Here is a 22,887-nt window from a genome sequence, read left to right as displayed (position 1 = left end):
GGCGGGGCAGGAAGCCGCGTGTGTTTTTCCGGACCGCATGCGCGGCCTACTCGAACCGTTCCGGAAGGTGGTCGTCATAGGCGAGGTCGGAGAAGCGAGTGAATTCGGCGTGGAAGGCTAGCGGAACGGAACCCGTCGGCCCGTGACGCTGTTTGGCGATGATGACTTCCGCCTTGCCCATGGCCTCCGCCATGTCGCCTTCCCACTTGATGTATTCCTCGGTGCCGGGCTTCGGTTCCTTGTTCTTGAGGTAGTACTCCTCGCGATAGACGAACATCACGACGTCGGCGTCCTGCTCGATCGAGCCCGATTCACGCAGGTCCGAGAGCTGCGGGCGCTTGTCGTCGCGGCTTTCGACCTGGCGCGACAGCTGCGACAGCGCGATGATCGGCACGTTCAGCTCCTTGGCGAGCGCCTTCAGGCCGGTGGTGATCTCGGTGATTTCCTGCACGCGGTTCTGCGCCGATTTCGACGACGAGCCGGTCATCAGCTGCACATAGTCGATCACCATGACGTCGAGGCCGCGCTGGCGCTTCAGCCGCCGTGCGCGGGCGGCGAGCTGGGCGATCGAGATGCCGCCGGTCTGGTCGATATAGAGCGGAATTTTCTGCATCATGTTGGAGCAGGCGACCAGTTTCTCGAAATCCGCCTCGTTGATCTCGCCGCGGCGGATTTTCGACGACGAGATTTCCGTCTGCTCGGAGATGATGCGGGTGGCGAGCTGTTCCGACGACATTTCCAGCGAATAGAAGCCGACCACGCCGCCATCGACCGCCTTGATCGAGCCGTCCGCCTGCTGTTCGCCGCGGAACGCGTTGGCGATATTGAAGGCAATGTTCGTGGCAAGCGACGTCTTGCCCATGCCGGGGCGTCCGGCAAGGATGATCAGGTCCGATGACTGCAGCCCGCCCATGCGTGCGTCGAGCGAGTGCATGCCGGTGGAAACGCCGGACAGGTGCCCGTCGCGCTGGAAGGCGGCGTTCGCCATGTCGATGGCGATTCGCACCGCTTCGGTGAACGGCTGGAAGCCGCCGTCGTAGCGGCCTGTTTCCGCCAGTTCGAACAGGCGCCTTTCGGCATCCTCGATCTGGTGTTGCGGCGCCATCTCCACCGGTGCGTCATAGGCGATGTTGACCATGTCCTCACCGATGCCTATTAGCGCGCGCCTTGTGGCGAGATCGTAGATCGCCCGGCCGTAATCCTCCGCGTTGATGATCGTCACGGCCTCGGCGGCGAGACGGGCGAGATATTGCGCGACGGTGATCTCGCCGAGCTTTTCGTCGGCGGGCAGGAAGGTCTTGATCGTCACCGGATTGGAGATCTTGCCCATGCGGATCTGGTCGGCGGCGACCGCATAGATCTGCCGGTGCAGCGGCTCGTAGAAATGCTCCGGCTTCAGGAAGTCCGAAACGCGGTAAAAGGCGTCGTTGTTGACGAGAATGGCGCCGAGCAGAGCCTGTTCGGCTTCGATGTTGTTCGGCGCTTCGCGGTAGAGTTCGCTGCCCTGGTTGCCGTCGTCGAATTTTAGGGCTGCGTCAGCCATTACCGTCTCCTTGTTGCGGGCTCACCTATAGCCCGGGACCGCCGCGAAGCGACACCGCAATATGTTTCACGCCCGTGATTCACAGCCGGTGCATAAACACGCGAATATTTTTTTTCTGCTTGACGATTCTAAATGATTCGCGGCCGTTTTGGCGATTACTCGGCCGCTTTCATTCCGCCCGCTTGCATGCCGCCTTCACGGTCGGAATCGGTAATGTAGGCGCGGGTGCGCGGAATCGAAAGCTTGTCGCGGGCAAGCTGGAGCTGGAACACCACCATGTCCTGGTAGCGGAAGGCCGCCTCGGATGCTGCGAGGTAGAATTCCCACATCCGCGCGAAGCGCTCGTCATAGAGCGCGACGGCTTCGCCGCGCCGCGCCATGAACCGTTCGCGCCAGTGTTTCAGCGTCTCGGCGTAGTGGTCGGTCAAGATCTCGACGTCGGTGACATGCAGCCCGGACGGTTCGACGGCATGCATGATTTCCGAGAGGGCAGGGATGTAGCCGCCCGGGAAGATGTATTTGTGGATGAAGGCCGAGGTGACGTCCGGCGGGCCGGTGCGCCCGATCGTGTGCAGCACCATGACGCCGTCATCCTCGAGCAGCGAAAACGCCTTCTGGAAATATTCCGCATAGTGGTTGATGCCGACATGCTCGAACATGCCGACGGAAACGATGCGGTCGAACGTGCCTGTCACGTCCCGGTAGTCGATCAGGTCGAAGCGGGCGCGGTCGGCAAGGTTGGCGGCCGCCGCGCGCTCGCGCGACAGCGCCAGCTGTTCGTCGGAGAGCGTCACGCCGCGCACATCGGCGCCGTAGTCGCGCGCCAGCGTCAGCCCCAGCCCGCCCCAGCCGGAACCGATGTCGAGCACCCGCATGCCGGGCTGCAGCAGCATTTTCGCGGCAATATGGCGTTTCTTGGCATATTGCGCTTCGTCGAGACCGATATCCGGCCGTTCGAAATAGGCGCAGGAATATTGCCGGTCGTCATCGAGGAACAGGTCGTAGAGCGCGCGCGAAAGGTCGTAGTGGTGCTTGACGTTGGACCGCGCGCGTCGCTTCGGATTGAACTGGTGCAGCCGCCGCATCAGGAAACGCAGCTTGTCGGTCGGCACGATCGGGTGAATTTCCTGGCTGGGCGCCGAGGTCTGGCCGGAATAGCACACCCGCAAAAAACCGGCGGGGTCGCCCTGCAGGAATACGAGGTCTCCGTCCATGAAGGCTTCGGGCACGCCCGGATCCGGCGTCAGCGCGATGCGCCGGACCGCCGACCACGTGTTGATCTTGACATGAACAGGTGCACCGGTCCCGTCACCGTAGTAGCGGGTTTCGTCATTCGGATAGGTGATCGTCAGAGATCCGTGAAGACCCAACCCATCCAAAAACCGATGCAAGAACCCCAGGATTGCTGCCGGCATTGTCTTCGTCTTCGTCCACAAACTAAGACTATTGGACGAGATTTTACCCCCCGGAGTCAAGACGGCTCCGGTCGCGGGGACCGGAGCCGTCGAACGGCCGACAATCGGGAGCCGTTATTCCGTTCAGGAAGCGGCTTCTTCCTCGCCGGCTTCCTCGGCAGTTTCTTCGGCGGTTTCCTCAAAGACTTCCTCTGCGTCCGGATCGAAGGTCTGGAGCTGGGCTTCCTCGTCGATACCGTAGATCGCATCGGCCGATGTCAGGTCTTCGCCGGCGGCCTGGCGTTCTGCCTCATCGGCCGTACGCGCGATGTTCAGCGTCACCTTGGTCTCGACTTCCGGGTGCAACACGATGTCGACTTCGTGCAGGCCGATCGCCTTGATCGGGTTCTTCAGGTCGACCTGGTTGCGCGAGACCTGGAAGCCGTCGGCGGTCAGCAGGTCGGCGATGTCGCGGGTCGAGACGGAGCCGTAGAGCTGGCCGGTTTCGCCGGCCGAACGCACGACGGTGATGGTCTTGCCGTTGAGGCCGGATGCGATCTCTTCGGCGGCCGTCTTGCGTTCCGCGTTGCGGGCCTCGATCTGGCTGCGTTCGGCTTCGAAACGGGCGCGGTTGGCGGCGTTGGCGCGCAGCGCCCGGCCGGTCGGCAGCAGATAGTTGCGTGCAAAGCCGTCCTTGACGGCGACTTCGTCGCCGATCTGGCCGAGTTTGGCGATACGCTCAAGCAGAATGACTTGCATTGGTTTGGTCCTTTCAGTTCAGTCGGTTTTTCTGGGTGTCAGGTTGGAGGGTTGCGCCGGCGTGAGCAGGATGTGACGTCCTGCTCCGAACACGCCCGCGATGAAGAAGATCAGGACGGTGAAGCCGATGAATGCGATGCTCAGATAGGCGATTGTCAGAATCGCGAAGCGGCCGGGCATGTTGCGCGTGCGGGCATGCAGCATCGCAAATCCGGCCATCGTGAAACCGGCACCAAGCGCGCCTGCGAAAGTTCCTCCGGCGTGGCCGAGGCCGCCGGGCGCGAGGCTGATCAGCACCGCGGCGAGAAAGGCGAATGTCGCGATGCGCGGCATGCGCAGCGCCATCGGCCAGTCTTCCCTGGGCCGCTGGACAAGGTGCGCGCGCTGCGCGATGGCGACGGCGATGTAGATCGACAGCGTCAGCGTCAGCATCCAGAAGAACGGCTGGATGACGGGAACCGCAGTCTGCAGGAAGCTGCGCAGGTTGTCCTCGGCGGCGGGCGAAAACGCGACTTCCGGATTGGTCTCGTGAAGCCGGGCGACCAGTTCCGACGCCAGCTGTCCCGCGACCTCGGGTCCGAAGCCGATTGCCGCGCCGAGCGAGACATAGGCGAGCCCGGTCATCAGCGCGACGGCAAACAGCACGTCGGCGAGCGGATACCAGGCGAGCTTGCCCTTCGGGCCGCCGATTTCCTCCGCCGGGCGGGCGAGATTGAGCCAGAAGGCCATGGCGCAGGCCGGCGCGGCGATGGCGAGCGCGACCAGAACGGCAACCAGGCCGTTGGCGAAGACAAGCGTCCCGGCAAGAGCGATAACGGCGCCGATCAGCGCCGATTTCAGCCCGAAGCCGAGGCCGGCCACCATCAGCGGCACGGGCGAGATGAAGAAAAGAATGATCGAGAGCGCCGAACCGCTGGCAAGCCCGAGGCAAAGCATGGCTGTCGTCGCGCCTGCGAGCGCGCCGAGTCCTATGGCTTGCGGTGTCAGTCTTGCAGTCATTTACACGCTGTCCTGCCGGTTCAAGCAGTTAGAGGCGGAATTCGGTGCGCGCCCCAACTCGGGATTTTTCATTTCGCGCCCGTACCCGAAGCGGGCGCGTTGTCGAATGCCGGGACGCTGGCGCGTCCCGGCGTCCGGAATTTACTTCACCACGTAGGGAAGGAGGCCCAGGAAACGGGCGCGCTTGATGGCTTTCGCCAGTTCGCGCTGCTTCTTCTGGCTGACCGCCGTGATGCGGGACGGAACGATCTTGCCGCGCTCGGAGATGTAGCGCTGCAGCAGGCGAACGTCCTTGTAGTCGATCGCCGGAGCGTTGGCGCCGGAGAACGGGCAGGTCTTGCGGCGGCGATGGAACGGGCGGCGTGTCGGGATCTGGTTGATGTCGACCATTATGCGTCTCCGGTACGTGCTTCGCTGCGGTCTTCGCGGTCACGGCGCGGCGGGCGGTCGTCGCGATCGCCACGCGGCGGACGGTCGTCACGGTCGCGGCGCGGACGGTCGTCGCGGTCGCCGCGCGGGCGGTCGTCACGGTCGCTGCGCTTCATCATGGCCGAGGGGCCTTCTTCCAGCGCGTCGACGCGGATCGTCATGTAGCGCAGGATGTCTTCGTGAATGCGCATCTGGCGTTCCATTTCCTGGACGGCGTCTGCCGGCGCGTCGATGTTCATCAGCGCGAAATGGGCCTTGCGGTTCTTGTTGATGCGGAACTGGAGCGACTTCAGCCCCCAGCTTTCCACCTTGTCCACCTTGCCGCCGCGTTCTTCAAGAATGCCCTTGAAGTGTGCCACAAGCTCTTCAGCCTGCTGGGACGTGATGTCCTGGCGTGCAAGGAACACGTGCTCGTAATAAGCCATTGTTGCTTGCCTTTCGTTTCTCTTTCATCGGCCGTTCAGCGGCTAAGCCTCTGCGACTGTCCCGAACCTCTTCAAGAGAGGGAGAGAAAGGCGCTTCGAACTTGACGGGTCGAGAGCGGAGACACCGGAGGCGCAGGCGTCTAAGCCTGACTATGGTAAAAGACCACCCTCCGTTCAGCCCCCAGCTGACCGGCAGATTGCGCGCTTATACAGATTTTGGCGTCGCGCGCAAGCTTTCAGAGCCAGCAGGCAAACAGCGCGAACAGATACGCGGCATATCCGAACAGCAGCATCAGTGCGAAACGCCGCCCGATCGCGTTGCCGGCGATCAGCATGGCCGCGAAGACGAGACTGACGCCGAGCATGACCGGCGCGTCGAAATGGCGGAAATTGTCGGCGACGCGGACTGGCGTGATGATCGATGTCAGGCCGAGGATGCCGAAGATGTTGAAGATGTTGGAGCCGACGATATTGCCGATGGCGATGTCGGAATGACGCCGGAACGCGGCCACGAGCGAGGTCGCCAGCTCCGGCAGGCTCGTGCCGACGGCGACGATCGTCAGGCCAATGATGGCTTCGGGGATGCCGAAGGTGCGCGCGATGCCGGTCGCGCCGCGCACCAGCGCTTCGGCGCCGCCGAAGAGCACGGCAAGCCCGACAACGATGAAAATGCCGGTCATCAGGCCGGAAATGTCCGGGATTTCCTCGAACGCGCCATCGTCTCCGGCCTTGCGCCCGGCGACATAGGACGCGGTGAGATAGATCGCCAGGACGCCGAGCATCAGGATGCCGCTCAGGGCAGCGATCCGGTCGAAATGCACGAGCACAAGCGTCACGATCGCCGCTGCGACCATCACGACCGCGTCGCGTTTGACGGTGTCGTTCCAGTTTCGCATTGGCGCGATCATCGCCGACAGGCCGATGATCAGCAGGATATTGGCGATGTTGGAGCCGACGACATTGCCGAGCGCGATATCGGCCTGCCCGGCGAGCGCCGCGCGCGCCGAGACCAGCAATTCCGGCATCGAGGTGCCGAAACCGACCACTGTCAGCGAGATCATCAGCGTCGGCAGGCCGAGACGGGCGGCCAGCGCGACGGCTCCGCGCACCAGCCATTCGCCGCCCGCGAAAAGCGCGACCAGCCCCACGGTCACGAGGCCGATATCTGTCAGCATTCCATGCCTCGGTTCAGTTGTTGGCCGGATCCCGTTCGGCGCTGATCGCCATAACAAGGATTTTCCAGCACAAGTAAAGAACCGGGGGCGCCAGCGCCGCCGTCAGGACGGCAAACCCGGTCAGGCCGAAATGTAGATATCCGCCGACCGCCCAGACCACTGCTCCTGCCGCGATCAGGATCTGGGAGGACAGGAACAGGAAAAGCCCGGCGATGCCGATCACCATGGCAGGCGTCAGCGGCATTTTTCGGGAATTGTCGTTCGAGGGGAGAGGTGATTGCCTGGAGAGCGCCGCGTTTTGCGACATGTCCGTTACTCGTCTGAGCCACCACGCGGGGCTGTGCGCGATATCAGATTTGAGTGCTTGGCCATGCTTTCAAGCCCGTCTTCACCACCGTCGAAAATATTTTTTGCCCCTGCGCCCGTGCGGCTAGCCCGCTGCGCGCCCCGCGGCGCGGCCCGAAAAGATGCAGCCGCCGAGAAACGTGCCCTCCAGCGCGTTGTAGCCGTGATAGCCGCCGCCGCCGAAGCCGGCCGCTTCGCCGGCCGCGTAAAGTCCCGCGACCGGTTCTCCGCGGGGTCCGAGCGTCTGCGAGGACAGGTTCGTGTGTAGCCCTCCGAGCGTCTTGCGGGTGACGATGTGCAGGCGCACGGCGATCAGCGGTCCGTTGGTCCGATCGAGGAACCGGTGCGGCTTCGCGGTGCGGATGAGCTTGTCGCCGAGATAGTTGCGTGCCGCATGGATGGCGATGATCTGGGCGTCTTTGGAAAAGGGATTGTCGATCTGCGCGTCGCGGGCCTCGATCTCGGAGCGGATCTTCGCCGGATCGATCAGGTGCTCGCCCGCCAACTGGTTCATGCCGGCGACGAGTTCTTCCAGCGAGTCGCGCACGATGAAATCCTCGCCATGCTGTTTGAAGGCTTCGACCGCCTCGGTCGCGCCCTTGCCAAGCCGCGATTTCAGCACTTCGCGCCACTTGCCGGAGGTGAAATCGGGATTCTGCTCCGACCCGGACAGCGCGAACTCCTTTTCGATCACCTTCTGCGTCAGGATGAACCAGGAATGGTCATGGCCGGTTGTCCGCAAATGCTTCAGCGTCGACAGCGTATCGAAGCCGGGTAGGCACGGGGCGGGCAGGCGGTTGCCCAACGCGTCGAACCACAGCGACGACGGGCCTGGCAGGATGCGGATGCCGTGGTTCGGCCAGATCGGCGCCCAGTTCTTCACGCCCTCGGTATAGTGCCACATCCGGTCTTCGTTGATCGTGGCGGCGCCCGCATCGCGGGCGATGCCGATCATCCTGCCGTCCACATGTGCCGGGACGCCGCTGATCATGTGCTCCGGCGGTGTGCCGAGCCGGTCACGCGGCCAGGCTTTGCGCACGAGGTCGAGATTGGCGCCGATCCCGCCGGAGGTGACGATCACGTTCGCCGCCTCGAATCGGAAGTCGCCGGTGACGTCGCGGTTGCTTTCCTCGCCGCGTTCGACTGTGGCGGGCGCAAGCGTCTCGCCGCTGACGCCGGATATGAGCCCGGCCTTTTTCTCGATCGTCGAGACGCGGTGGCGGAAGGCGAAAGTGACGAGCCCGGCGGCCTCGTGTACGCGCACACGGGAGATAAAGGGTGCCAGAACGCCGGGCCCGGTGCCCCAGGTGATGTGGAAACGCGGCACCGAATTGCCGTGGCCGGACGCAAATGCTCCGCCGCGTTCCGCCCAGCCGACGACGGGAAACCATTTCATGCCCATCGCGGAGAGCCATGGCCGCATCTCGCCGGCTGCGAAATCGAGATAGGCGTCCGCCCATTGCCGCGGCCAGTGATCTTCCTCCCGGTCGAACTGCGCCGATCCGATCCAGTCGATCCGTGCAAGCTCGCGGCTGTCGCGGATGCGCATGCGCCGCTGCTCCGGCGTATCGATCATGAACAGTCCGCCCAGCGACCAGAACGCCTGGCCGCCGAGGAATTGTTCGCCTTCCTGGTCGAGGACGAGGACGCGTCTGCCCCGGTCGCCAAGCTCCGCAGCTGCCGCCAGCCCGGCAAGGCCGGCGCCGACGACGATGACGTCATGAGAAGTGTCCAAGCCTGCCTCCCGTGTCTCCCCAGGTCGGGCATGATACAGTCGGCGGACGGCGGCGCAATCGCGATTGCGGGCGCCGCGGTGGCGTCAAGGCCTTGACAGGGGCGGACGCATTTACCAAACCGTCGCGACTTTGAACGAGGCCGTTATGACGACAGCATTCACATTTCCGGGGCAGGGCAGCCAGGCCGTTGGCATGGGCAAGGAACTCGCAGACGCCTTTCCCGAGGCGCGCGACGTCTTTGGCGAGGTCGACGAGGCGCTGGGCGAGAAACTCTCCGCCGTGATGTGGGAAGGCCCGGAGGAGACGCTGACGCTGACCGCCAACGCACAGCCGGCGCTGATGGCGGTATCGGTCGCGGTCGTGCGCGTTCTGGAGGCCCGGGGCTACGATCTCGCGGCAAAGGCGTCCTATCTCGCCGGCCATTCGCTCGGCGAATACTCCGCCCATTGTGCGGCGGGCACCTTCTCGCTCGCCGATACCGCGCGCCTGTTGCGCATCCGCGGCAACGCCATGCAGGCGGCCGTTCCCGTCGGCGAGGGCGCGATGGCCGCGATCATCGGGCTCGAGAACGATGATGTGGAATTCGTCTGCGAGGCGGCGGCCGGCGAAACCGGCGGCGTCTGCCAGATCGCCAACGACAATGGCGGCGGCCAGCTCGTCATTTCCGGCGGCAAGGCGGCCGTCGAACGTGCCGCCGCCCTTGCGTCCGACAAGGGCGCCAAGCGCGCCCTGATGCTGCCCGTTTCCGCGCCGTTTCATTCCGCGCTGATGGCCCCGGCCGCCGAAGCGATGCGCGAGGCCTTGTCGCAGGTGACGATCAACACGCCGCGCGTTCCCGTCATCGCCAACGTCACGGTCGCGCCGGTCAGCGCGCCGGCCGATATCGTCGCCCGGCTGGTCGAGCAGGTTACCGGGCAGGTGCGCTGGCGCGAAACCGTCGAGTGGTTCGCGGGAAGCGGCGTCACCACGCTCGTCGAGGCCGGGTCGGGAAAGGTGCTGACCGGCCTGGCGCGGCGTATCGACAAGGCGCTTGCCGGCGTTGCCATCAACGGCCCCGCCGATATAGAAGCGTTTCTTCAGGCGAATGCCTGATCCGAAAACCGGAAGGACGACGACATGTTTGAACTGACGGGCCGCAAAGCCCTGGTAACAGGCGCATCCGGCGGCATCGGCGAGGCGATCGCGCGCACGCTCCATGCCCAGGGCGCCATCGTCGGACTTCATGGCACGCGCCGCGAAAAGCTGGAATCGCTTGCCGGCGATCTCGGCGACCGGGTGCATGTCTTCCCGGCCGATCTGACCGACCGCGCCGCCGTCAAGGCGCTCGGCGAAACGGCGGAATCGACGCTGGACGGCGTGGATATCCTGGTCAACAACGCCGGTATCACCAAGGACGGGCTGTTCGTTCGCATGTCGGACGAGGACTGGGATGCGGTGCTTGAAGTCAACCTGACCTCGGTCTTCCATCTGACCCGCCAGCTCACGCATCCGATGATGCGTCGCCGCTACGGCCGCATCGTCAACATTACCTCCGTCGTCGGCGTGACCGGCAATCCCGGCCAGGCCAACTATTGCGCCTCGAAGGCTGGCATGATCGGGTTTTCCAAGTCGCTTGCCCAGGAGATCGCCTCGCGCAACGTCACCGTGAACTGCGTCGCGCCGGGCTTCATAGAAAGCGCGATGACCGACAAGCTGAACGACAAGCAGAAAGAGGCGATCATGGGGGCAATTCCCATGAAGCGCATGGGAACAGGCGCCGAGGTGGCGGCATCGGTGGCGTTTCTGGCCGCCGGGGAAGCCGCATACATCACGGGTCAAACGATCCACGTAAATGGTGGAATGGCAATGATTTAAGGGCCTTTGGCGGCCTTGCCGGGTGAACAAAGTTGTCGCAAAGAACGTCTTGCGACTTGATTAGCCCGAACCTTGAAGATAACCACAATCTGAAAACTCCAAAGTCGAGGGAATCCGACATGAGCGACATCGCAGAACGGGTCAAAAAGATCGTTGTTGAACATTTGGGCGTCGATGCCGAGAAGGTGAACGAGGGCGCAAGCTTTATCGATGACCTCGGCGCCGACAGCCTTGACACCGTCGAACTGGTGATGGCGTTCGAAGAAGAGTTCGGCGTGGAAATCCCGGACGACGCTGCCGAGACCATTCTGACGGTCGGCGACGCCGTGAAGTTCATTGAAAAAGCCAACGCGTAACCCGCGTCGCTTCACAATCGCGCCGGCATTCGTGCCGGCGTTTTCAGGTGCATTGTCATGACTTTGCGGCGCGTTGTCGTTACCGGCATCGGCATGGTGTCTCCTTTGGGCGCCAGTGCCGAGCACACTTGGACACGGATCCTTGCCGGCGAGAGCGGCGCGGTCCGTGTGACGGATTTTGACGTCAGCGACCTTCCGGCGCAGATCGCCTGCCGTCTTCCTTTCGGGGATGGCAGCGACGGCACCTTCAATGCCGACGACTGGATGGAGCCGAAGGAACAGCGCAAGGTCGATCCCTTCATCGTCTATGCGATGGCGGCTGCCGACCAGGCGCTCGACGACGCCGATTGGCATCCGGAGACGGATGAAGACCAGTGCGCGACCGGCGTTCTTGTCGGTTCGGGCATCGGCGGTATCGAGGGCATTGTCGAGGCCGGTTACACGCTGCGCGATCGCGGGCCGCGGCGCGTTTCGCCGTTTTTCATTCCGGGCCGCCTCATCAATCTGGCCAGCGGCCAGGTTTCGATCCGCCACAAGCTGCGCGGCCCGAACCATTCCGTCGTCACCGCCTGTTCCACCGGGGCGCACGCCATCGGCGACGCCAGCCGCCTGATCGCGTTCGGCGATGCCGACGTGATGGTGGCCGGAGGCACGGAATCGCCGATCAGCCGCATATCACTGGCCGGTTTCGCCGCCTGCAAGGCGCTGTCGACGGACCGCAACGACGATCCCAAGGCGGCATCGCGCCCCTATGACCGCGACCGCGACGGTTTCGTCATGGGCGAGGGCGCCGGCATCGTCGTTCTAGAAGAGCTGGAACACGCCAAGGCGCGCGGTGCGAAGATCTATGCCGAAGTGATCGGCTACGGCCTGTCGGGCGACGCCTATCACATCACCGCGCCGTCCGAGGACGGCGAGGGTGCGGAGCGCTGTATGCGCGTCGCGCTGAAGCGGGCCGGGCTCGAGGCCTCCGACATCGATTACATCAACGCCCACGGCACATCGACGATGGCCGACACGATCGAACTCGGCGCCGTCGAGCGCGTCGTCGGCAATGCCGCCGCCAGGATTTCGATGTCGTCGACCAAATCGTCGATCGGCCACCTTCTCGGTGCGGCCGGCGCAGTCGAAGCGATTTTCTGCATGCTGGCGATCCGCGACAACGTCGCCCCGCCAACGCTGAACCTCGACAATCCGGACGTGGAAACGGCCATCGACCTCGTGCCGCATGTGAAGCGCGAACGCGAAATCAATGTTGCCTTGTCCAATTCTTTCGGATTTGGTGGAACGAATGCCTCGCTGGTTCTGCGCCGCTACGGTGCCTGATTCCGGCTGCAAGGTTTCGCCATAATCTTTTCTCAACGGTATCCGCTTCCGGCATGCGGCTTTCCTGCCGGACCGGAAAACCGGTATATGGCTGACATGCCCGATTTTCGCGCATTTGCGTGCGAACCGGACACCGAAAACAGGGTTTCGATGTGAGCACCGAGCACCATTTTGGACGTAGGCCATCATCTCAGGACAGTGCTGGTAAGTCCCGCGCGTCGCGTGTCGAGCGCCTGATTCCGCAGTCTCCGCGCCAGGCGCTGCGCACCGAGGCGGCCGTCGGCCCGCCGCCGCGCCGTCGCGCCAGGGCCGCGCGCAGCCAGGTGGTCGTGTTTTTCAATTTCCTCCTGACGCTGGTCATTCTCTCGATGATCGCCGTCGGCGGCGCGGTCTATTACGGCAAGACCCGCTTCGAGGAGCCGGGACCGATGGCGATTGCCGTCACCCAGAACGTGCGTCCGGGATCGAGCATCGGCCAGATCGCGCTCAGCCTTGAGAGCCGCGGCATCATCACCAATGCCCGCATCTTCGAAGCCGGCGTGCGCGTCTACGGCCATGAGAATGACTTGAAAGCCGGCGAGTACGAGTTCAAGGCGAATGCCTCCATGAAGGATATCATGGACATTCTCGTTTCCGGCCGATCGATCCTGCATCCGTTGACCATTGTCGAAGGGATGACCGTGACGCAGGCCCTCAAGCGCATCGCAGCGAACGAGTTCCTGACCGGCGACATGCCGTCGGAAGTGCCGCCTGAAGGCATGCTGGCCGCCGATACGCAGAAATTCTCCCGGGGCACTTCCCGCACCGAGATCATTGAAGCCATGGCGGCGCAACAGCGCGCGATGGTCGAGGAAATATGGGCGAACCGCAGCCTCGGTCTGCCGTTGAAGGACATAAACGAGTTCGTCACGCTCGCCTCCATCGTCGAGAAGGAAACCGGCGTTCCGAACGAGCGTTCGCGCGTTGCCGGCGTCTTCATCAACCGGCTGAAGAAGGGCATGAAGCTGCAATCCGATCCGACGATCATCTACGGATTGTTCGGCGGCGACGGCAAACCGGCGGACCGGCCGATCTACCGTTCCGACCTCGACAAGCCGACGCCCTACAACACATACCAGATAACCGGGCTTCCACCCGGTCCGATCGCCATTCCCGGCCGCGCGGCGCTCGAGGCGGTTGCCAATCCGTCGGTCACCGACGATCTCTATTTCGTCGCCGACGGAACCGGCGGGCACGTTTTCTCGAAGACGCTTGAAGAGCACAACGACAATGTGCGGCGTTGGCGCGAGGTCGAAAAGCAGCGTGCCGAGGAAGCCGCGAAGGCTGCCGAGGAAGCGGCAAAGACGGGCGAGGACGGCGCCGCGGAACAGCCGGCCGGGAACTGACGCGCGGATGTTCGGGGGGCATACATGACGGCAGTGCAAAGCATGACCGGTTTCGCCAGTGCAGCGCGCAGCGTTGCCGGTCTCGAAGTGAACTGCGATATCCGTTCCGTCAACAACAAGGGCCTCGACGTGCGCCTGCGCGTGCCGGCCGGGATGGAAGCGCTCGAACCGGCGGTCAAGAAGCTGGTCGGCGAGCACCTCGCGCGCGGAAGCATCCAGATTACATTGTCGGTGAAATCGGCCGCCGAAAGCGCAGCCGCGGCGATCGACGAGGCGCGGTTCCGCGCGCTTGCGGACGCCGCCACACGGCTGGCGCGCGAAAGCGGCGTGGCACCGCCCTCCACCGACGGGCTGCTCGCTGTGCGCGGCGTCGTCATGTCCGACGATCCGGAGGGCCACCTCGACATGGAGACCGCCGGTGAGGCCTGTCTTGGCACGATCGGCGATGCGCTCGCCGCGCTTGTCGCGGCCAGACGCCAGGAAGGCGAGGCGCTGCGCACGATCCTGTCGTCGCATGTGGAAACGATCGCGGCGCTGACGCAAAAGGCCGAAACCGATCCGGCCAGCCAGCCCGCAGCCATCGGCGCGCGGCTGAAGGAACAGGTCGCGGCGCTTCTCGACGGGTCGTCCTCGTTCGACGAGGCGCGCCTTCACGCCGAGGCGGCCCTTCTTGCCACCAAGGCCGATATCCGCGAGGAGATCGACCGCCTCAAGGCGCATGTCGATTCGGCGCGTGCCATGCTGCGCGACGGCGGCCCGGTCGGCCGCAAGCTCGACTTCCTCGCGCAGGAATTCAATCGCGAAACCAACACCATCTGCTCGAAATCGGCGTCCGCGGCGCTGACGGCGACCGGTCTCGACATGAAGGCCGTGATCGACCAGTTCCGCGAGCAGGTCCAGAACCTCCAATAGGCGCGCCATGACGACCGACAAGAAGAACCCGACCCTTGCTTCCGACCGGATCCAGCGCCGCGGGCTGATGCTCGTGCTGTCCTCGCCGTCCGGCGCCGGCAAGTCGACCATCGCGCGCAACCTGCTTGAGACCGACAACGGGCTGGAGCTTTCCGTCAGCGTGACGACGCGCGCGCGCCGCGCCAGCGAGATCGACGGCGTCCATTATCATTTCCTCAGCCAGCGCGAATTCGAACGGCTGCGCGACAGCGACGACCTGCTCGAATGGGCCGAAGTGCACGGCAATTTCTACGGATCGCCGCGCGAGCCCGTTGAGCGCGCCATGGCCGAAGGCAGGGACATTCTGTTCGACATCGACTGGCAGGGCGCCCACCAGCTTGCCGAGAAGATGCGCACGGACGTGGTTTCGATCTTCATCCTGCCGCCCTCCATGGCGGAACTGAAGGTGCGCCTGCACCGCCGCGCCGAGGACAATGAGGAAACCATCGCCAAGCGGCTCAAGAACGCCGCCGCAGAGATCGAGCAATGGCGCTCCTACGACTATGTTATCGTCAACGATGATCTCGACCGCGCCTATGATGCCGTTCTGGCGATCGTGAAGGCAGAGCGGCTCAGGCGCGACCGCCGGCCGGGCCTGTTCGATTTCGTCACCGGCCTCCTGGAAGAAGATATCTAGGCGCCATAGGCCGGAACGTTCCGGGGGCGATTGCCGGACGCAGGGAGACGCAACGCGAGGAAATCGCCATGGCTCACGAAGACCAGCACCTGTCGCAGCTCGGCCAGTCCGTCGGTATCCCGGAATCGCCGGAGAAAGCCGAGCTGGAGCGCGTGCCCAATCCGCATCCCGACACGAACTATGTCGCGCGCTTCACCGTGCCGGAATTCACCTCGATCTGCCCGGTGACCGGCCAGCCGGACTTCGCCCATCTCGTCATCGATTATGTACCGGACCAGTGGCTGGTCGAATCGAAGTCGCTGAAACTGTTTCTGACCTCGTTCCGCAACCACGGCGCGTTCCACGAGGATTGCACGGTCCACATCGGCAAGCGGCTTGTCGACCTGCTCGAACCGCGCTGGTTCCGGATCGGCGGCTATTGGTATCCGCGTGGCGGCATTCCGATCGACGTGTTCTGGCAGTACGGCACGCTGCCCGACGGCGTCTGGGCACCGGATCAGGGCGTCGCGCCCTATCGCGGTCGCGGATAGTCGATCCGCACCCCGGTTGTGCCGTCCGGATTCTGGAAAAAATCCGGCGCTACGGCGGCAAAATGTGGCGTGTAAAGCCCTCGAAAAAATACCTTTTTGTAAATTGTAAGCAGCACCTCCGCGAGGCACATTCCAGCCCGGAACCGGGGCAGGCCGCCGACACCCGCAAGGGCAGCGCAACAACGGCCGGTCCGGACGGTTTCGTAGCGGACCTGCCAATCAGGAGGGCAGGCCGTCAATCCATCAGGAGTGCTGAAATGCGCAATCTTATTGTCCCGACCGCTGTCGCGGCCGTTGTACTGACGTCGTCCATGGCCATGGCCGCCGACCACGTTAGCGGCAAGATAAAGTCGTTCGATTTGAAGGCGGATACAATCACGCTCGACAACGGGACAGTCTACACGTTGCCGAATGGCTTCAAGAACCCGGGCCTGAAAGACGGCAAGAAGGTTCAGATCACGTGGTCCATGATGAAGGGCAAACATGCCGCCAGCGCGGTGAAAATGCTGAACTGACGCGGTTTCCCTTCATCAGAAAGCGGAGGTCTTCCCCTCGGACCTCCGCTTTTCCATGTCTGGCCTTGCGTTGTCTGCCTCCCGCTCAGCCGGCTGCGGGCCGGGCGTTTGCCAGCCGGCAGAATTCCTCGATCGAAAGCGTTTCTGCGCGCCGCGCGCCATCGATGCCGGCGGCGTCTAGAAGTGCCTGGCCGCCCAGCGGTTTCAGGCTCTGGCGCAGCATCTTGCGGCGCTGGCCGAAGGCGTGCTGGGTCACCAGCGAAAGCCGTTTTCCGTCCACGGAGATCGGTTCGGCGCGTGGTTCGATATGAATCACGGAGGACGTGACCTTCGGCGGCGGCCAGAAGGCCTGCGGCGGCACGTCGAACTGGATCCGCGCGACCGTGCGCCAGCCGGCGAGCACCCCCAGCCGGCCATAGGCGCCGTCTCCGGGCGCGGCGACGATCCGTTCGGCCACCTCGCGCTGGAACATCAGCGTCAGCGACTGGTAATAGGGCGGCCAAGGGTTGGCTTCGAGCCAGTTGACCAGCAATTGCGTGCCGACATTGTAGGGCAGGTTGGCGACGATCTTGACCGGCTCCCCGCCGGCAAGCGCCGCGAAATCCGTCTTCAGCGCATCGCCTTCGATGATGTCGAGACGCCCGGGATAATATGCGCCGATCTCCGCCAGCGCCGGCAGGCAGCGCGCGTCGCGCTCGATGACGATGACTTTCTTTGCGCCATGCATCAGCAGCGCCCGCGTCAATCCGCCCGGGCCGGGACCGACCTCAATCACGGTGCATGCGCCGAGATCGCCAGCGGCGCGGGCAATCCGGCCGGTCAGGTTGAGATCGAGCAGGAAGTTCTGGCCGAGTGCCTTTTTAGTGGCGAGGCCGTGCTTCTCGATCACCGCGCGTAGCGGCGGCAATCCGTCGATGGCGGTCTTTTCGGCGCTGTCGTCCGTCACGTGGCTTTGGCCCGTCGGCTGTGTTCCGCCATCTCGGCGGCCATGCGCAGGGCGGCGATGAAACTGTCGGGCAGGGCCTTGCCGGTCCCGGCGATCTCGAAGGCCGTGCCGTGGTCCGGCGAGGTGCGGATGAATGGCAGGCCGAGCGTCACGTTCACGCTGTCGTCGAAACCGAGCGCCTTGGCGGGGATCAGCGCCTGGTCGTGATACATGCAGATGGCGGCGTCGTAGGTCGCGCGGGCCCGGTCGTGGAACATCGTGTCGGCGGGTAGAGGCCCGCGCGCGTCGATGCCGAGGCGGCGCAATTCGTCGACCGCCGGGCGAACGATGTCCGCGTCCTCGTGGCCGAGCGCGCCGCCTTCGCCGGCATGCGGATTGAGCCCCGCCACCGCGAGGCGCGGATTGGCGACCCCGAACCGGGCGGCAAGATCCCGAGCGACGATGCGGCAGGTATCGACGATCAGTTGCGTTGTCAGGTCCGAGAACACCTTCGACAGCGGAATATGGATCGTGACGGGCACCGCGCGCAGTTTCGGGCCGGCGAGCATCATGACCGGCATGGCCTCCCGCCCGGTGCGGCGTTCGGCCAGGGCCCCGAGATATTCGGTATGGCCGGGATATTCGAACCCGGCCTCGTAAAGCGGCTTCTTGGCGATCGGCGCGGTCACGATTCCGGCGGCCAGCCCGTCGAAGGCATCGGCAACCGCGCGGTCGATCGATTCGATGATGCCGGGCGCGTTGGCCGCGTCGGGGGCGCCGGTGGCGGCCGAAAACGAATGGCGAAGCGGCACGACGGGCAGGCAATCTTCAAACAGGTCCGCCGCCGTTTCCGGTGTGCAGGCCGCGACGGCCGCGTCAATCCCCAGAAGCGCGGCGCGGGCGCGCAGCTGTTCGGTGTCGGCGATCACATAGAAAGCCGGCAGCGCGAAGTCGCCGCGCTGGCGCCAGCTTTCCAGGATGATGTCGGGGCCGATGCCGGCCGGGTCGCCGATCGTGACCGCGAGGGGAAGGGCGTTCGCCATGATCGTGCCGGCCCCTTCAGGCTGAAATCAACGACGCTCGATGCGGGCGTTTTCGCGCAGCGTTTTCAGCATTTCTTCGCCTTTGCCGCCACTGCCGTTCTTGAGCTCCTCGGTGGAGAATTCCAGCTGTGCCACGCGGTCGTCGGACACACTGCGGGCATCGCAGACGATCAGGAATTCCACACCTTTGTCGGTATCCTTTATTCGCGTCGTCTGTCCGGCCTGCAGGCCCGAGACTTCCTTTTTCCATGTTTCCGGAAGCCGCAATTCAAGGATGCGGCCGAGGTCGCGAACCGTCACGTCGCGCAACTGGGTCGCCAACTCGATGGTGTTCTTGCACCCATCGACCCGGCCGCGCATTTTGTTTGCTTCGGAGCGGCGGCGCGCGAGTTCTGCCCCGCGGCGCGATGCCGGCACCACGAATATCACCTGTTGTAGCGTATATTCTGTCGATGTCGGCTTCTTGCCGCCTTGCTCCAGCATCTTGGCGACGGCGTCCTGCTCGTTCATGAGGCCGCCGCTCGCGCGCGATTGCGCCGCGACGAGCTGGTTCCATCCGATTTGCAGGCGGATGAATTCCTTGAAGTGTTTCGGCGTCACGCCGGCCTGGTTGAGGATCTGCGTCAGCTGGCTCGCCGACATCTTGTTGTTTCTGGCGAAATTCGCATAGGCGGCATTCACCTGGCTGTCCGGGATGCGGTAGCCGGCGCGCGTGACGGCTTCACGCTTGAGCGCCTCGTCGATCAGCTCCTTGGTTGCCTCTTCGGTGAGATTGCCCTTGCGGCGCTGCAACTGGAGGAAAGCCTTGCGCCGCGCAATGTCGTAGGACGTCACCGCCTGGTTGTTGACGACGACCTTGATGTCGGAAGCGTTGGCCGCAGGCGCGGGCGCGACAATCGCTGCGGGTACGGCGAGTGCAAGCGCCATGCAGACCGCCAACATCCGCCCTCTGAAATTTGTTGTCCACATCCCGCCCGTCATGTCATGTCCGCCATGTTGTCTGCTTGTATCGTTTGTTGCCGGATGACCGGTCCTGTGCCCCGCGTTGCCCGATATCTTGGGCGAAAGCGTGACGCTGGGCCAGCCTGCGGCATTTCCGCTTTGGCCCTTATCGCTCTAATAGCCGTCGAATTCGGCTGAACTCGACCCGAAATCGCCCAGCGTGCGAAACGCAAGTCTGAATCCGATCGAATTCGACAATGCATCGGTGCTGCTGCGCGACTGTTGAAACAGCAGTCCGAAGGCAAAACAGTCGTCGTCATAAGCCAGACCGATACCGTTCCGTGCCAACCGTTTGTTGGTGATGTCATAGGTCGCGTTGCCCGTGATCCGCCAGGATTCGGTAAACCGGAGCGATGCGCGGCCGTTCACCTCGTGCCGGTCGGTACTGAAGCCGTAGGTCGGTTGCGCCTGAATGAAGGCGTAGCCGCCCGATGCCGACAGGTCATCCGAGCGGTAACCGATCTCGGTCTCCGCGCGACGCACCTCGAAGGTCTTTTCGTCGAAGCGTGCACGCACCGCGCCGCTGACGGCATTCTGGTAGGATGCGCCGAACATGCCGACGAAGTCGGAGACATCGGTCTCGAGGCCGGAGTCGGCGCCGACATTCAGCATGTCCGCGCTGGCGAAGGAGTTGGTGCCGCCCAGATGATAGGACTGGCCGAACGCGCCGAACAGCGACCAGCCATTGTCGAAGCTGCCGGTATAGCGAATGCCGAGATTGGCGCGGTGGCCGCCCTCGATGCGGTCATAGCCGGAGAACTTGTCGCGCTCGAACAGGTTCGTCGTGTCGAAAACGAAACTCTGCGCATCCTCGTTGGGGAGCAGCCCGGCAGCGGGCTCGTTCAGCCGCGCGAAAACCTGCGCGATCGGCTCGAACACATGTGTCGAATGCGCGGCCGCGAACAGGAACGGCCAGCGCATTTCCACGCCCGCCGTCACCATGCCGCGCGTCGCGGTCGTATCGGTGGCAAGCGCCGCGCCCGTCGATGAAAACGGACCCGTCGTTGCGGTGTTGATGTAATTGACGTCGCCTTGCGCCGCCAGGATCGGCGTCACCGCCAGCCCGCCAGGCGCGATGAGGGTGCGTTTCCATTCGGTCTCGGCGGTAAACCGGGCGTTTTCGCCATCGAGGCCGCGTGTGGCGAAGTTCGTATCGCCGAAAACGCCGCGCATGTCGGCCATGTCGCGCGAAATGCCGCGCATATTGACGTTGAAGGCCAGTTCGCCGCCGGCGACGGGTTCCGATGCGATCGTTTCGTAGTCGAGGCTGGGCAGGACCCAGGGCTGGGCCTCATCACGACCTGTTCCGTCGGCCGCCACTTCCTGCACATCGTACTTCATCGCCCGCAGGTCGAAGAAGTTCCGGTCGTTGAGGCCGGTCAGATAGAACTCGTTGCGCTGCACGTAATCCGAAAAGCCGACGATCTCGTAGGTACGCGAGAAATTCTTGTCGGTTTGCGCCAGCACGTTCCAGCCGAAGGTCCAACGCGGATTGATGTCGAAATGGCCGGTCGTACCGATCATGCCGCGATCGACATGGGTGCGGTCCTGTTCGCCGACCGGAAAGGCATCGGGCGTCATCTGGTGAATGCCCGCCATTTTCAGCGTGTAGATGCCGTTTGACAGCCGATGGCGGAATTCGGCCTCGCCAAGGAAACCCTGCTCGGTCAGGCCGGTGCCAGTCAGGGTCACGTCGTAATTGGGCGCAAGCGCGATGAAATAGGGGATCGACAGGCCGAAACCGAGCTGGTCGGAAAAGCGCGCCTTCGGCATCAGGAAACCGGTCTTGCGCTTCACCGTCGGATCGGCGGTCGTGAAGACCGGGAAACGCGCCAGCGGCATGCCGAGGAACTCGAAGGACGCGCGCTCGAAACGGATCGTCTTTTCCTTGCCGTTCCAGATGATCCTTTGTGCCTTGATTTGCCAGATCGGCGGCTTTTCGGGATGTTCACGGCAGGGTTCGCAAGCCGTGTAGATGCCATTGTTGAAGGTCGTCGTCTCGCCGTTTTCGCGCACCGCGCTTTCGGCCGCGAAACGCGCTTTTTCCGGCGTAACGATCCTGAGCGCGTTGACGAAACCGTCGCGGAAATCGTCGGTCACGTCGAATTCGTCGGCGAAGGCCTTGGTCCCGTCCGGCTGCACGATTTCGACATTGCCGATGGCGATGAGGCGGTTGGTCTTCTGGTTGTAGACGAGGCGGTCGGCGACCATGCGCGTGCCGCCGTAATCGACCTGCACGCCGCCGACCGCGGCGACCGTCCGCCGGTCATTGTCGTAGACGAGTTCGTCGGCCTGCAGCAGCAGCGGCGCATCGGACTGGACTTCGGTCAGGCCGGCAATGGAGTCATTCGTCTGGGCGAGCGCCTGCGGCGAGCCGGCCATACTGGCGACGACGGCCCCGATGGCGAGGCTGCTTGCCAATGATTTCAAGTGTTTGGACAACACCCGCCCGCCGACTCCGTTCACTACCCGTCCTCCCGGTCAAGCAAATACGCGACCCCGAAAAGAGACGCAACCGCTACCGGTAACCATGCCGCCACCACGGGAGGAATCACTCCGGCGCTTCCGAAGGATTTGGCGATGGCGGTCACGACATAAAGCATGAACCCCGCCCCCAGACCAGCCAAAATCATCCCGCCGGACTGGCCAAATCGAATGAACCGCAGCGAAACCGTCGCCGCAATCAGCGCCATTGCGACCAGCATCAGCGGAAGCGCCATCAGCGAATGGTACTGCATCCGGAACGGATTCGCCGATACGCCGAAAGAACGGGCGGCATCTATCTGTTTTCCAAGCGAAAAAAACGGGATCATTTCCGCCGGGATGATCGCCTGGTTGACGACCGCGGGATTGAGCATGGTCGGTATGACCATGCTTTCCTGGCGTTTCGCGGCTTCGCCGGCCTTGCTGATCTCGGCATCGCTGAGGATCCATTCGCCCGTGCCGAGGCGCGCGCTCGCCGCGTCGATTCGTCGGCGCATCGCCCCTTGCGGATCGATATCGAGGAAAACCACATTGAAAAGCGTGGTGCCCAGGCGCGAAACCCGGTCGGCCCCGATCAGCATCGAACCGCCGTCCTCCTGTGCCTGCCGAAGCCAGGGACGTTTTTGCGAGATCAGCGACTGCGTCGGCCGCGAGCGCCACTCTCCCTCGACCGCTTCGGCCCGCGAATATCCGTTGGCTGCCACCGGATTGAGGACGGTGACGCCGAGAACGCCGATGATGAATGCGGCGGCCATCACCGGGAACAGGAACTGCCAGGCCGAGATGCCCACCGAACGCGCCACCACGAGTTCGTATTTTCGGTTGAGCAGCATCAGCGTCGTCATCGTTGCGAACAGCACCGTGAAGGGCAGCGCGAGCTGGACGATGAACGGAACGCGCATCGCCGAAAGCGCCAGCGCCGCCGAGACGGAATATTGCGGCAGCCCGCTGGTCCGGTTCGACAATTCCGAGAAGTCGATCAGGTAGGTAACGGTGGCCACGCCGAGCGAGAAGAACAGGATCATCCGTACCGACTGGAAGAAGAAATAGGCTTGTAGCGTCCGTCCCATCGCG

General features: G+C 63.8%; 23 protein-coding genes. 9 read left to right on the top strand and 14 right to left on the bottom strand.

What is annotated here, in order from left to right; translation table 11 throughout:
• Nucleotides 1-46 precede the first annotated feature (46 nt).
• The 9 genes from IG169_RS07565 to IG169_RS07525 all read right to left on the bottom strand — a co-directional run bounded on the left by IG169_RS07565 (nucleotide 47) and on the right by IG169_RS07525 (nucleotide 8,804).
• Entirely contained in the window at nucleotides 47-1,543 is a 1,497-nt protein-coding gene (locus IG169_RS07565) for a replicative DNA helicase (protein ID WP_193175573.1), read from the bottom strand.
• Between the two features lie 155 nt (nucleotides 1,544-1,698).
• On the bottom strand, nucleotides 1,699-2,913 hold the full coding sequence (locus IG169_RS07560; protein WP_246717223.1) for an SAM-dependent methyltransferase: 1,215 nt from the start codon (nucleotides 2,911-2,913) through the stop codon (nucleotides 1,699-1,701).
• Nucleotides 2,914-3,081: 168 nt separating this feature from the next.
• Nucleotides 3,082-3,696, bottom strand: coding sequence for a 50S ribosomal protein L9 (rplI, locus tag IG169_RS07555; protein ID WP_193175571.1), 615 nt, complete (start codon nucleotides 3,694-3,696; stop codon nucleotides 3,082-3,084).
• 18 nt (nucleotides 3,697-3,714) lie between these two features.
• Entirely contained in the window at nucleotides 3,715-4,695 is a 981-nt protein-coding gene (locus tag IG169_RS07550) for a DUF2232 domain-containing protein (protein ID WP_193175570.1), read from the bottom strand.
• 141 nt (nucleotides 4,696-4,836) lie between these two features.
• A complete protein-coding gene (gene rpsR, locus IG169_RS07545) occupies nucleotides 4,837-5,085 on the bottom strand; it encodes a 30S ribosomal protein S18 (RefSeq protein ID WP_193175569.1) in 249 nt (82 codons plus the stop codon).
• Nucleotides 5,085-5,549 (bottom strand): 30S ribosomal protein S6, encoded by a 465-nt coding sequence (gene rpsF, locus IG169_RS07540; protein WP_193175568.1) that lies wholly within the window; start codon nucleotides 5,547-5,549, stop codon nucleotides 5,085-5,087. Before rpsF ends, rpsR begins: the two co-directional genes overlap by 1 nt.
• Before the next feature lie 236 nt (nucleotides 5,550-5,785).
• On the bottom strand, nucleotides 5,786-6,724 hold the full coding sequence (locus tag IG169_RS07535; protein ID WP_193175567.1) for a calcium/sodium antiporter: 939 nt from the start codon (nucleotides 6,722-6,724) through the stop codon (nucleotides 5,786-5,788).
• Nucleotides 6,725-6,737: 13 nt separating this feature from the next.
• Nucleotides 6,738-7,031 (bottom strand): hypothetical protein, encoded by a 294-nt coding sequence (locus tag IG169_RS07530; protein WP_193175566.1) that lies wholly within the window; start codon nucleotides 7,029-7,031, stop codon nucleotides 6,738-6,740.
• Between the two features lie 123 nt (nucleotides 7,032-7,154).
• Nucleotides 7,155-8,804 (bottom strand): FAD-binding dehydrogenase, encoded by a 1,650-nt coding sequence (locus IG169_RS07525; protein ID WP_193175565.1) that lies wholly within the window; start codon nucleotides 8,802-8,804, stop codon nucleotides 7,155-7,157.
• Nucleotides 8,805-8,949: 145 nt separating this feature from the next.
• Here IG169_RS07525 and fabD point away from each other — a divergent pair, with 145 nt between their 5' ends.
• The 9 genes from fabD (at nucleotide 8,950) to IG169_RS24010 (ending at nucleotide 16,359) form a co-directional block, all read left to right on the top strand.
• A complete protein-coding gene (fabD, locus tag IG169_RS07520) occupies nucleotides 8,950-9,897 on the top strand; it encodes an ACP S-malonyltransferase (protein WP_193175564.1) in 948 nt (315 codons plus the stop codon).
• 24 nt (nucleotides 9,898-9,921) lie between these two features.
• Nucleotides 9,922-10,659 carry a 3-oxoacyl-[acyl-carrier-protein] reductase gene (gene fabG, locus IG169_RS07515; RefSeq protein ID WP_193175563.1) on the top strand — a complete coding sequence of 246 codons (738 nt, stop codon included), beginning with the start codon at nucleotides 9,922-9,924 and terminating at the stop codon, nucleotides 10,657-10,659.
• Between the two features lie 119 nt (nucleotides 10,660-10,778).
• A complete protein-coding gene (locus IG169_RS07510; protein ID WP_175276319.1) occupies nucleotides 10,779-11,015 on the top strand; it encodes an acyl carrier protein in 237 nt (78 codons plus the stop codon).
• A gap of 63 nt (nucleotides 11,016-11,078) precedes the next feature.
• On the top strand, nucleotides 11,079-12,341 hold the full coding sequence (fabF, locus tag IG169_RS07505; protein ID WP_193175692.1) for a beta-ketoacyl-ACP synthase II: 1,263 nt from the start codon (nucleotides 11,079-11,081) through the stop codon (nucleotides 12,339-12,341).
• Nucleotides 12,342-12,493: 152 nt separating this feature from the next.
• Entirely contained in the window at nucleotides 12,494-13,726 is a 1,233-nt protein-coding gene (mltG, locus tag IG169_RS07500; RefSeq protein WP_193175562.1) for an endolytic transglycosylase MltG, read from the top strand.
• A 24-nt stretch (nucleotides 13,727-13,750) separates the two neighbouring features.
• Nucleotides 13,751-14,638, top strand: a complete 888-nt coding sequence (locus IG169_RS07495) for a YicC/YloC family endoribonuclease (RefSeq protein ID WP_246717222.1) — start codon at nucleotides 13,751-13,753, stop codon at nucleotides 14,636-14,638.
• Nucleotides 14,639-14,645: 7 nt separating this feature from the next.
• Complete coding sequence (gene gmk, locus IG169_RS07490; RefSeq protein ID WP_246717221.1) at nucleotides 14,646-15,314, top strand: guanylate kinase; 669 nt, start codon at nucleotides 14,646-14,648, stop codon at nucleotides 15,312-15,314.
• Nucleotides 15,315-15,382: 68 nt separating this feature from the next.
• Nucleotides 15,383-15,844: a preQ(1) synthase gene (queF, locus tag IG169_RS07485; RefSeq protein WP_193175561.1), complete on the top strand. Its 462-nt coding sequence runs from the start codon at nucleotides 15,383-15,385 to the stop codon at nucleotides 15,842-15,844.
• 62 nt (nucleotides 15,845-15,906) lie between these two features.
• Nucleotides 15,907-16,359, top strand: coding sequence for a DUF1344 domain-containing protein (locus IG169_RS24010; RefSeq protein ID WP_246717220.1), 453 nt, complete (start codon nucleotides 15,907-15,909; stop codon nucleotides 16,357-16,359).
• A gap of 85 nt (nucleotides 16,360-16,444) precedes the next feature.
• On the opposite strand, the gene rsmA is transcribed toward IG169_RS24010, so the two are convergent.
• From rsmA to lptG, 5 genes are all read right to left on the bottom strand, one after another.
• Nucleotides 16,445-17,305, bottom strand: a complete 861-nt coding sequence (gene rsmA, locus IG169_RS07475) for a 16S rRNA (adenine(1518)-N(6)/adenine(1519)-N(6))-dimethyltransferase RsmA (RefSeq protein WP_193175560.1) — start codon at nucleotides 17,303-17,305, stop codon at nucleotides 16,445-16,447.
• On the bottom strand, nucleotides 17,302-18,327 hold the full coding sequence (gene pdxA, locus IG169_RS07470; RefSeq protein WP_193175559.1) for a 4-hydroxythreonine-4-phosphate dehydrogenase PdxA: 1,026 nt from the start codon (nucleotides 18,325-18,327) through the stop codon (nucleotides 17,302-17,304). The genes rsmA and pdxA overlap by 4 nt, the downstream gene beginning before the upstream one ends.
• 27 nt (nucleotides 18,328-18,354) lie before the next feature.
• The gene (locus IG169_RS07465; RefSeq protein WP_246717218.1) at nucleotides 18,355-19,254 is read right to left on the bottom strand and encodes a SurA N-terminal domain-containing protein; all 900 of its coding nucleotides are present in this window, start codon (nucleotides 19,252-19,254) and stop codon (nucleotides 18,355-18,357) included.
• A 189-nt stretch (nucleotides 19,255-19,443) separates the two neighbouring features.
• Complete coding sequence (locus IG169_RS07460) at nucleotides 19,444-21,795, bottom strand: LPS-assembly protein LptD (protein ID WP_343225616.1); 2,352 nt, start codon at nucleotides 21,793-21,795, stop codon at nucleotides 19,444-19,446.
• Nucleotides 21,795-22,883, bottom strand: coding sequence for an LPS export ABC transporter permease LptG (gene lptG, locus IG169_RS07455; protein WP_193175557.1), 1,089 nt, complete (start codon nucleotides 22,881-22,883; stop codon nucleotides 21,795-21,797). The genes IG169_RS07460 and lptG overlap by 1 nt, the downstream gene beginning before the upstream one ends.
• Nucleotides 22,884-22,887 lie beyond the last annotated feature (4 nt).

The sequence above is a fragment of the Oricola nitratireducens genome, from assembly GCF_014904745.1.
Taxonomy (GTDB): domain Bacteria; phylum Pseudomonadota; class Alphaproteobacteria; order Rhizobiales; family Rhizobiaceae; genus Oricola; species Oricola nitratireducens.
Note: the sequence above shows the minus strand (reverse complement) of the source record. Positions and strands in the feature narration are given on the sequence as shown.

Excerpts from the sequence above, each read along its gene's own strand:
- IG169_RS07565 (WP_193175573.1), bottom strand. The coding sequence starts at position 1,543 with ATGGCTGACGCAGCCCTAAAATTCGACGACGGCAACCAGGGCAGCGAA.
- rplI (WP_193175571.1), bottom strand. The coding sequence starts at position 3,696 with ATGCAAGTCATTCTGCTTGAGCGTATCGCCAAACTCGGCCAGATCGGC.
- IG169_RS07550 (WP_193175570.1), bottom strand. The coding sequence starts at position 4,695 with ATGACTGCAAGACTGACACCGCAAGCCATAGGACTCGGCGCGCTCGCA.
- rpsR (WP_193175569.1), bottom strand. The coding sequence starts at position 5,085 with ATGGTCGACATCAACCAGATCCCGACACGCCGCCCGTTCCATCGCCGC.
- rpsF (WP_193175568.1), bottom strand. The coding sequence starts at position 5,549 with ATGGCTTATTACGAGCACGTGTTCCTTGCACGCCAGGACATCACGTCC.
- IG169_RS07535 (WP_193175567.1), bottom strand. The coding sequence starts at position 6,724 with ATGCTGACAGATATCGGCCTCGTGACCGTGGGGCTGGTCGCGCTTTTC.
- IG169_RS07530 (WP_193175566.1), bottom strand. The coding sequence starts at position 7,031 with ATGTCGCAAAACGCGGCGCTCTCCAGGCAATCACCTCTCCCCTCGAAC.
- fabD (WP_193175564.1), top strand. The coding sequence starts at position 8,950 with ATGACGACAGCATTCACATTTCCGGGGCAGGGCAGCCAGGCCGTTGGC.
- fabG (WP_193175563.1), top strand. The coding sequence starts at position 9,922 with ATGTTTGAACTGACGGGCCGCAAAGCCCTGGTAACAGGCGCATCCGGC.
- IG169_RS07510 (WP_175276319.1), top strand. The coding sequence starts at position 10,779 with ATGAGCGACATCGCAGAACGGGTCAAAAAGATCGTTGTTGAACATTTG.
- IG169_RS07495 (WP_246717222.1), top strand. The coding sequence starts at position 13,751 with ATGACGGCAGTGCAAAGCATGACCGGTTTCGCCAGTGCAGCGCGCAGC.
- gmk (WP_246717221.1), top strand. The coding sequence starts at position 14,646 with ATGACGACCGACAAGAAGAACCCGACCCTTGCTTCCGACCGGATCCAG.
- queF (WP_193175561.1), top strand. The coding sequence starts at position 15,383 with ATGGCTCACGAAGACCAGCACCTGTCGCAGCTCGGCCAGTCCGTCGGT.
- IG169_RS24010 (WP_246717220.1), top strand. The coding sequence starts at position 15,907 with ATGTGGCGTGTAAAGCCCTCGAAAAAATACCTTTTTGTAAATTGTAAG.
- pdxA (WP_193175559.1), bottom strand. The coding sequence starts at position 18,327 with ATGGCGAACGCCCTTCCCCTCGCGGTCACGATCGGCGACCCGGCCGGC.
- IG169_RS07465 (WP_246717218.1), bottom strand. The coding sequence starts at position 19,254 with ATGGCGCTTGCACTCGCCGTACCCGCAGCGATTGTCGCGCCCGCGCCT.
- lptG (WP_193175557.1), bottom strand. The coding sequence starts at position 22,883 with ATGGGACGGACGCTACAAGCCTATTTCTTCTTCCAGTCGGTACGGATG.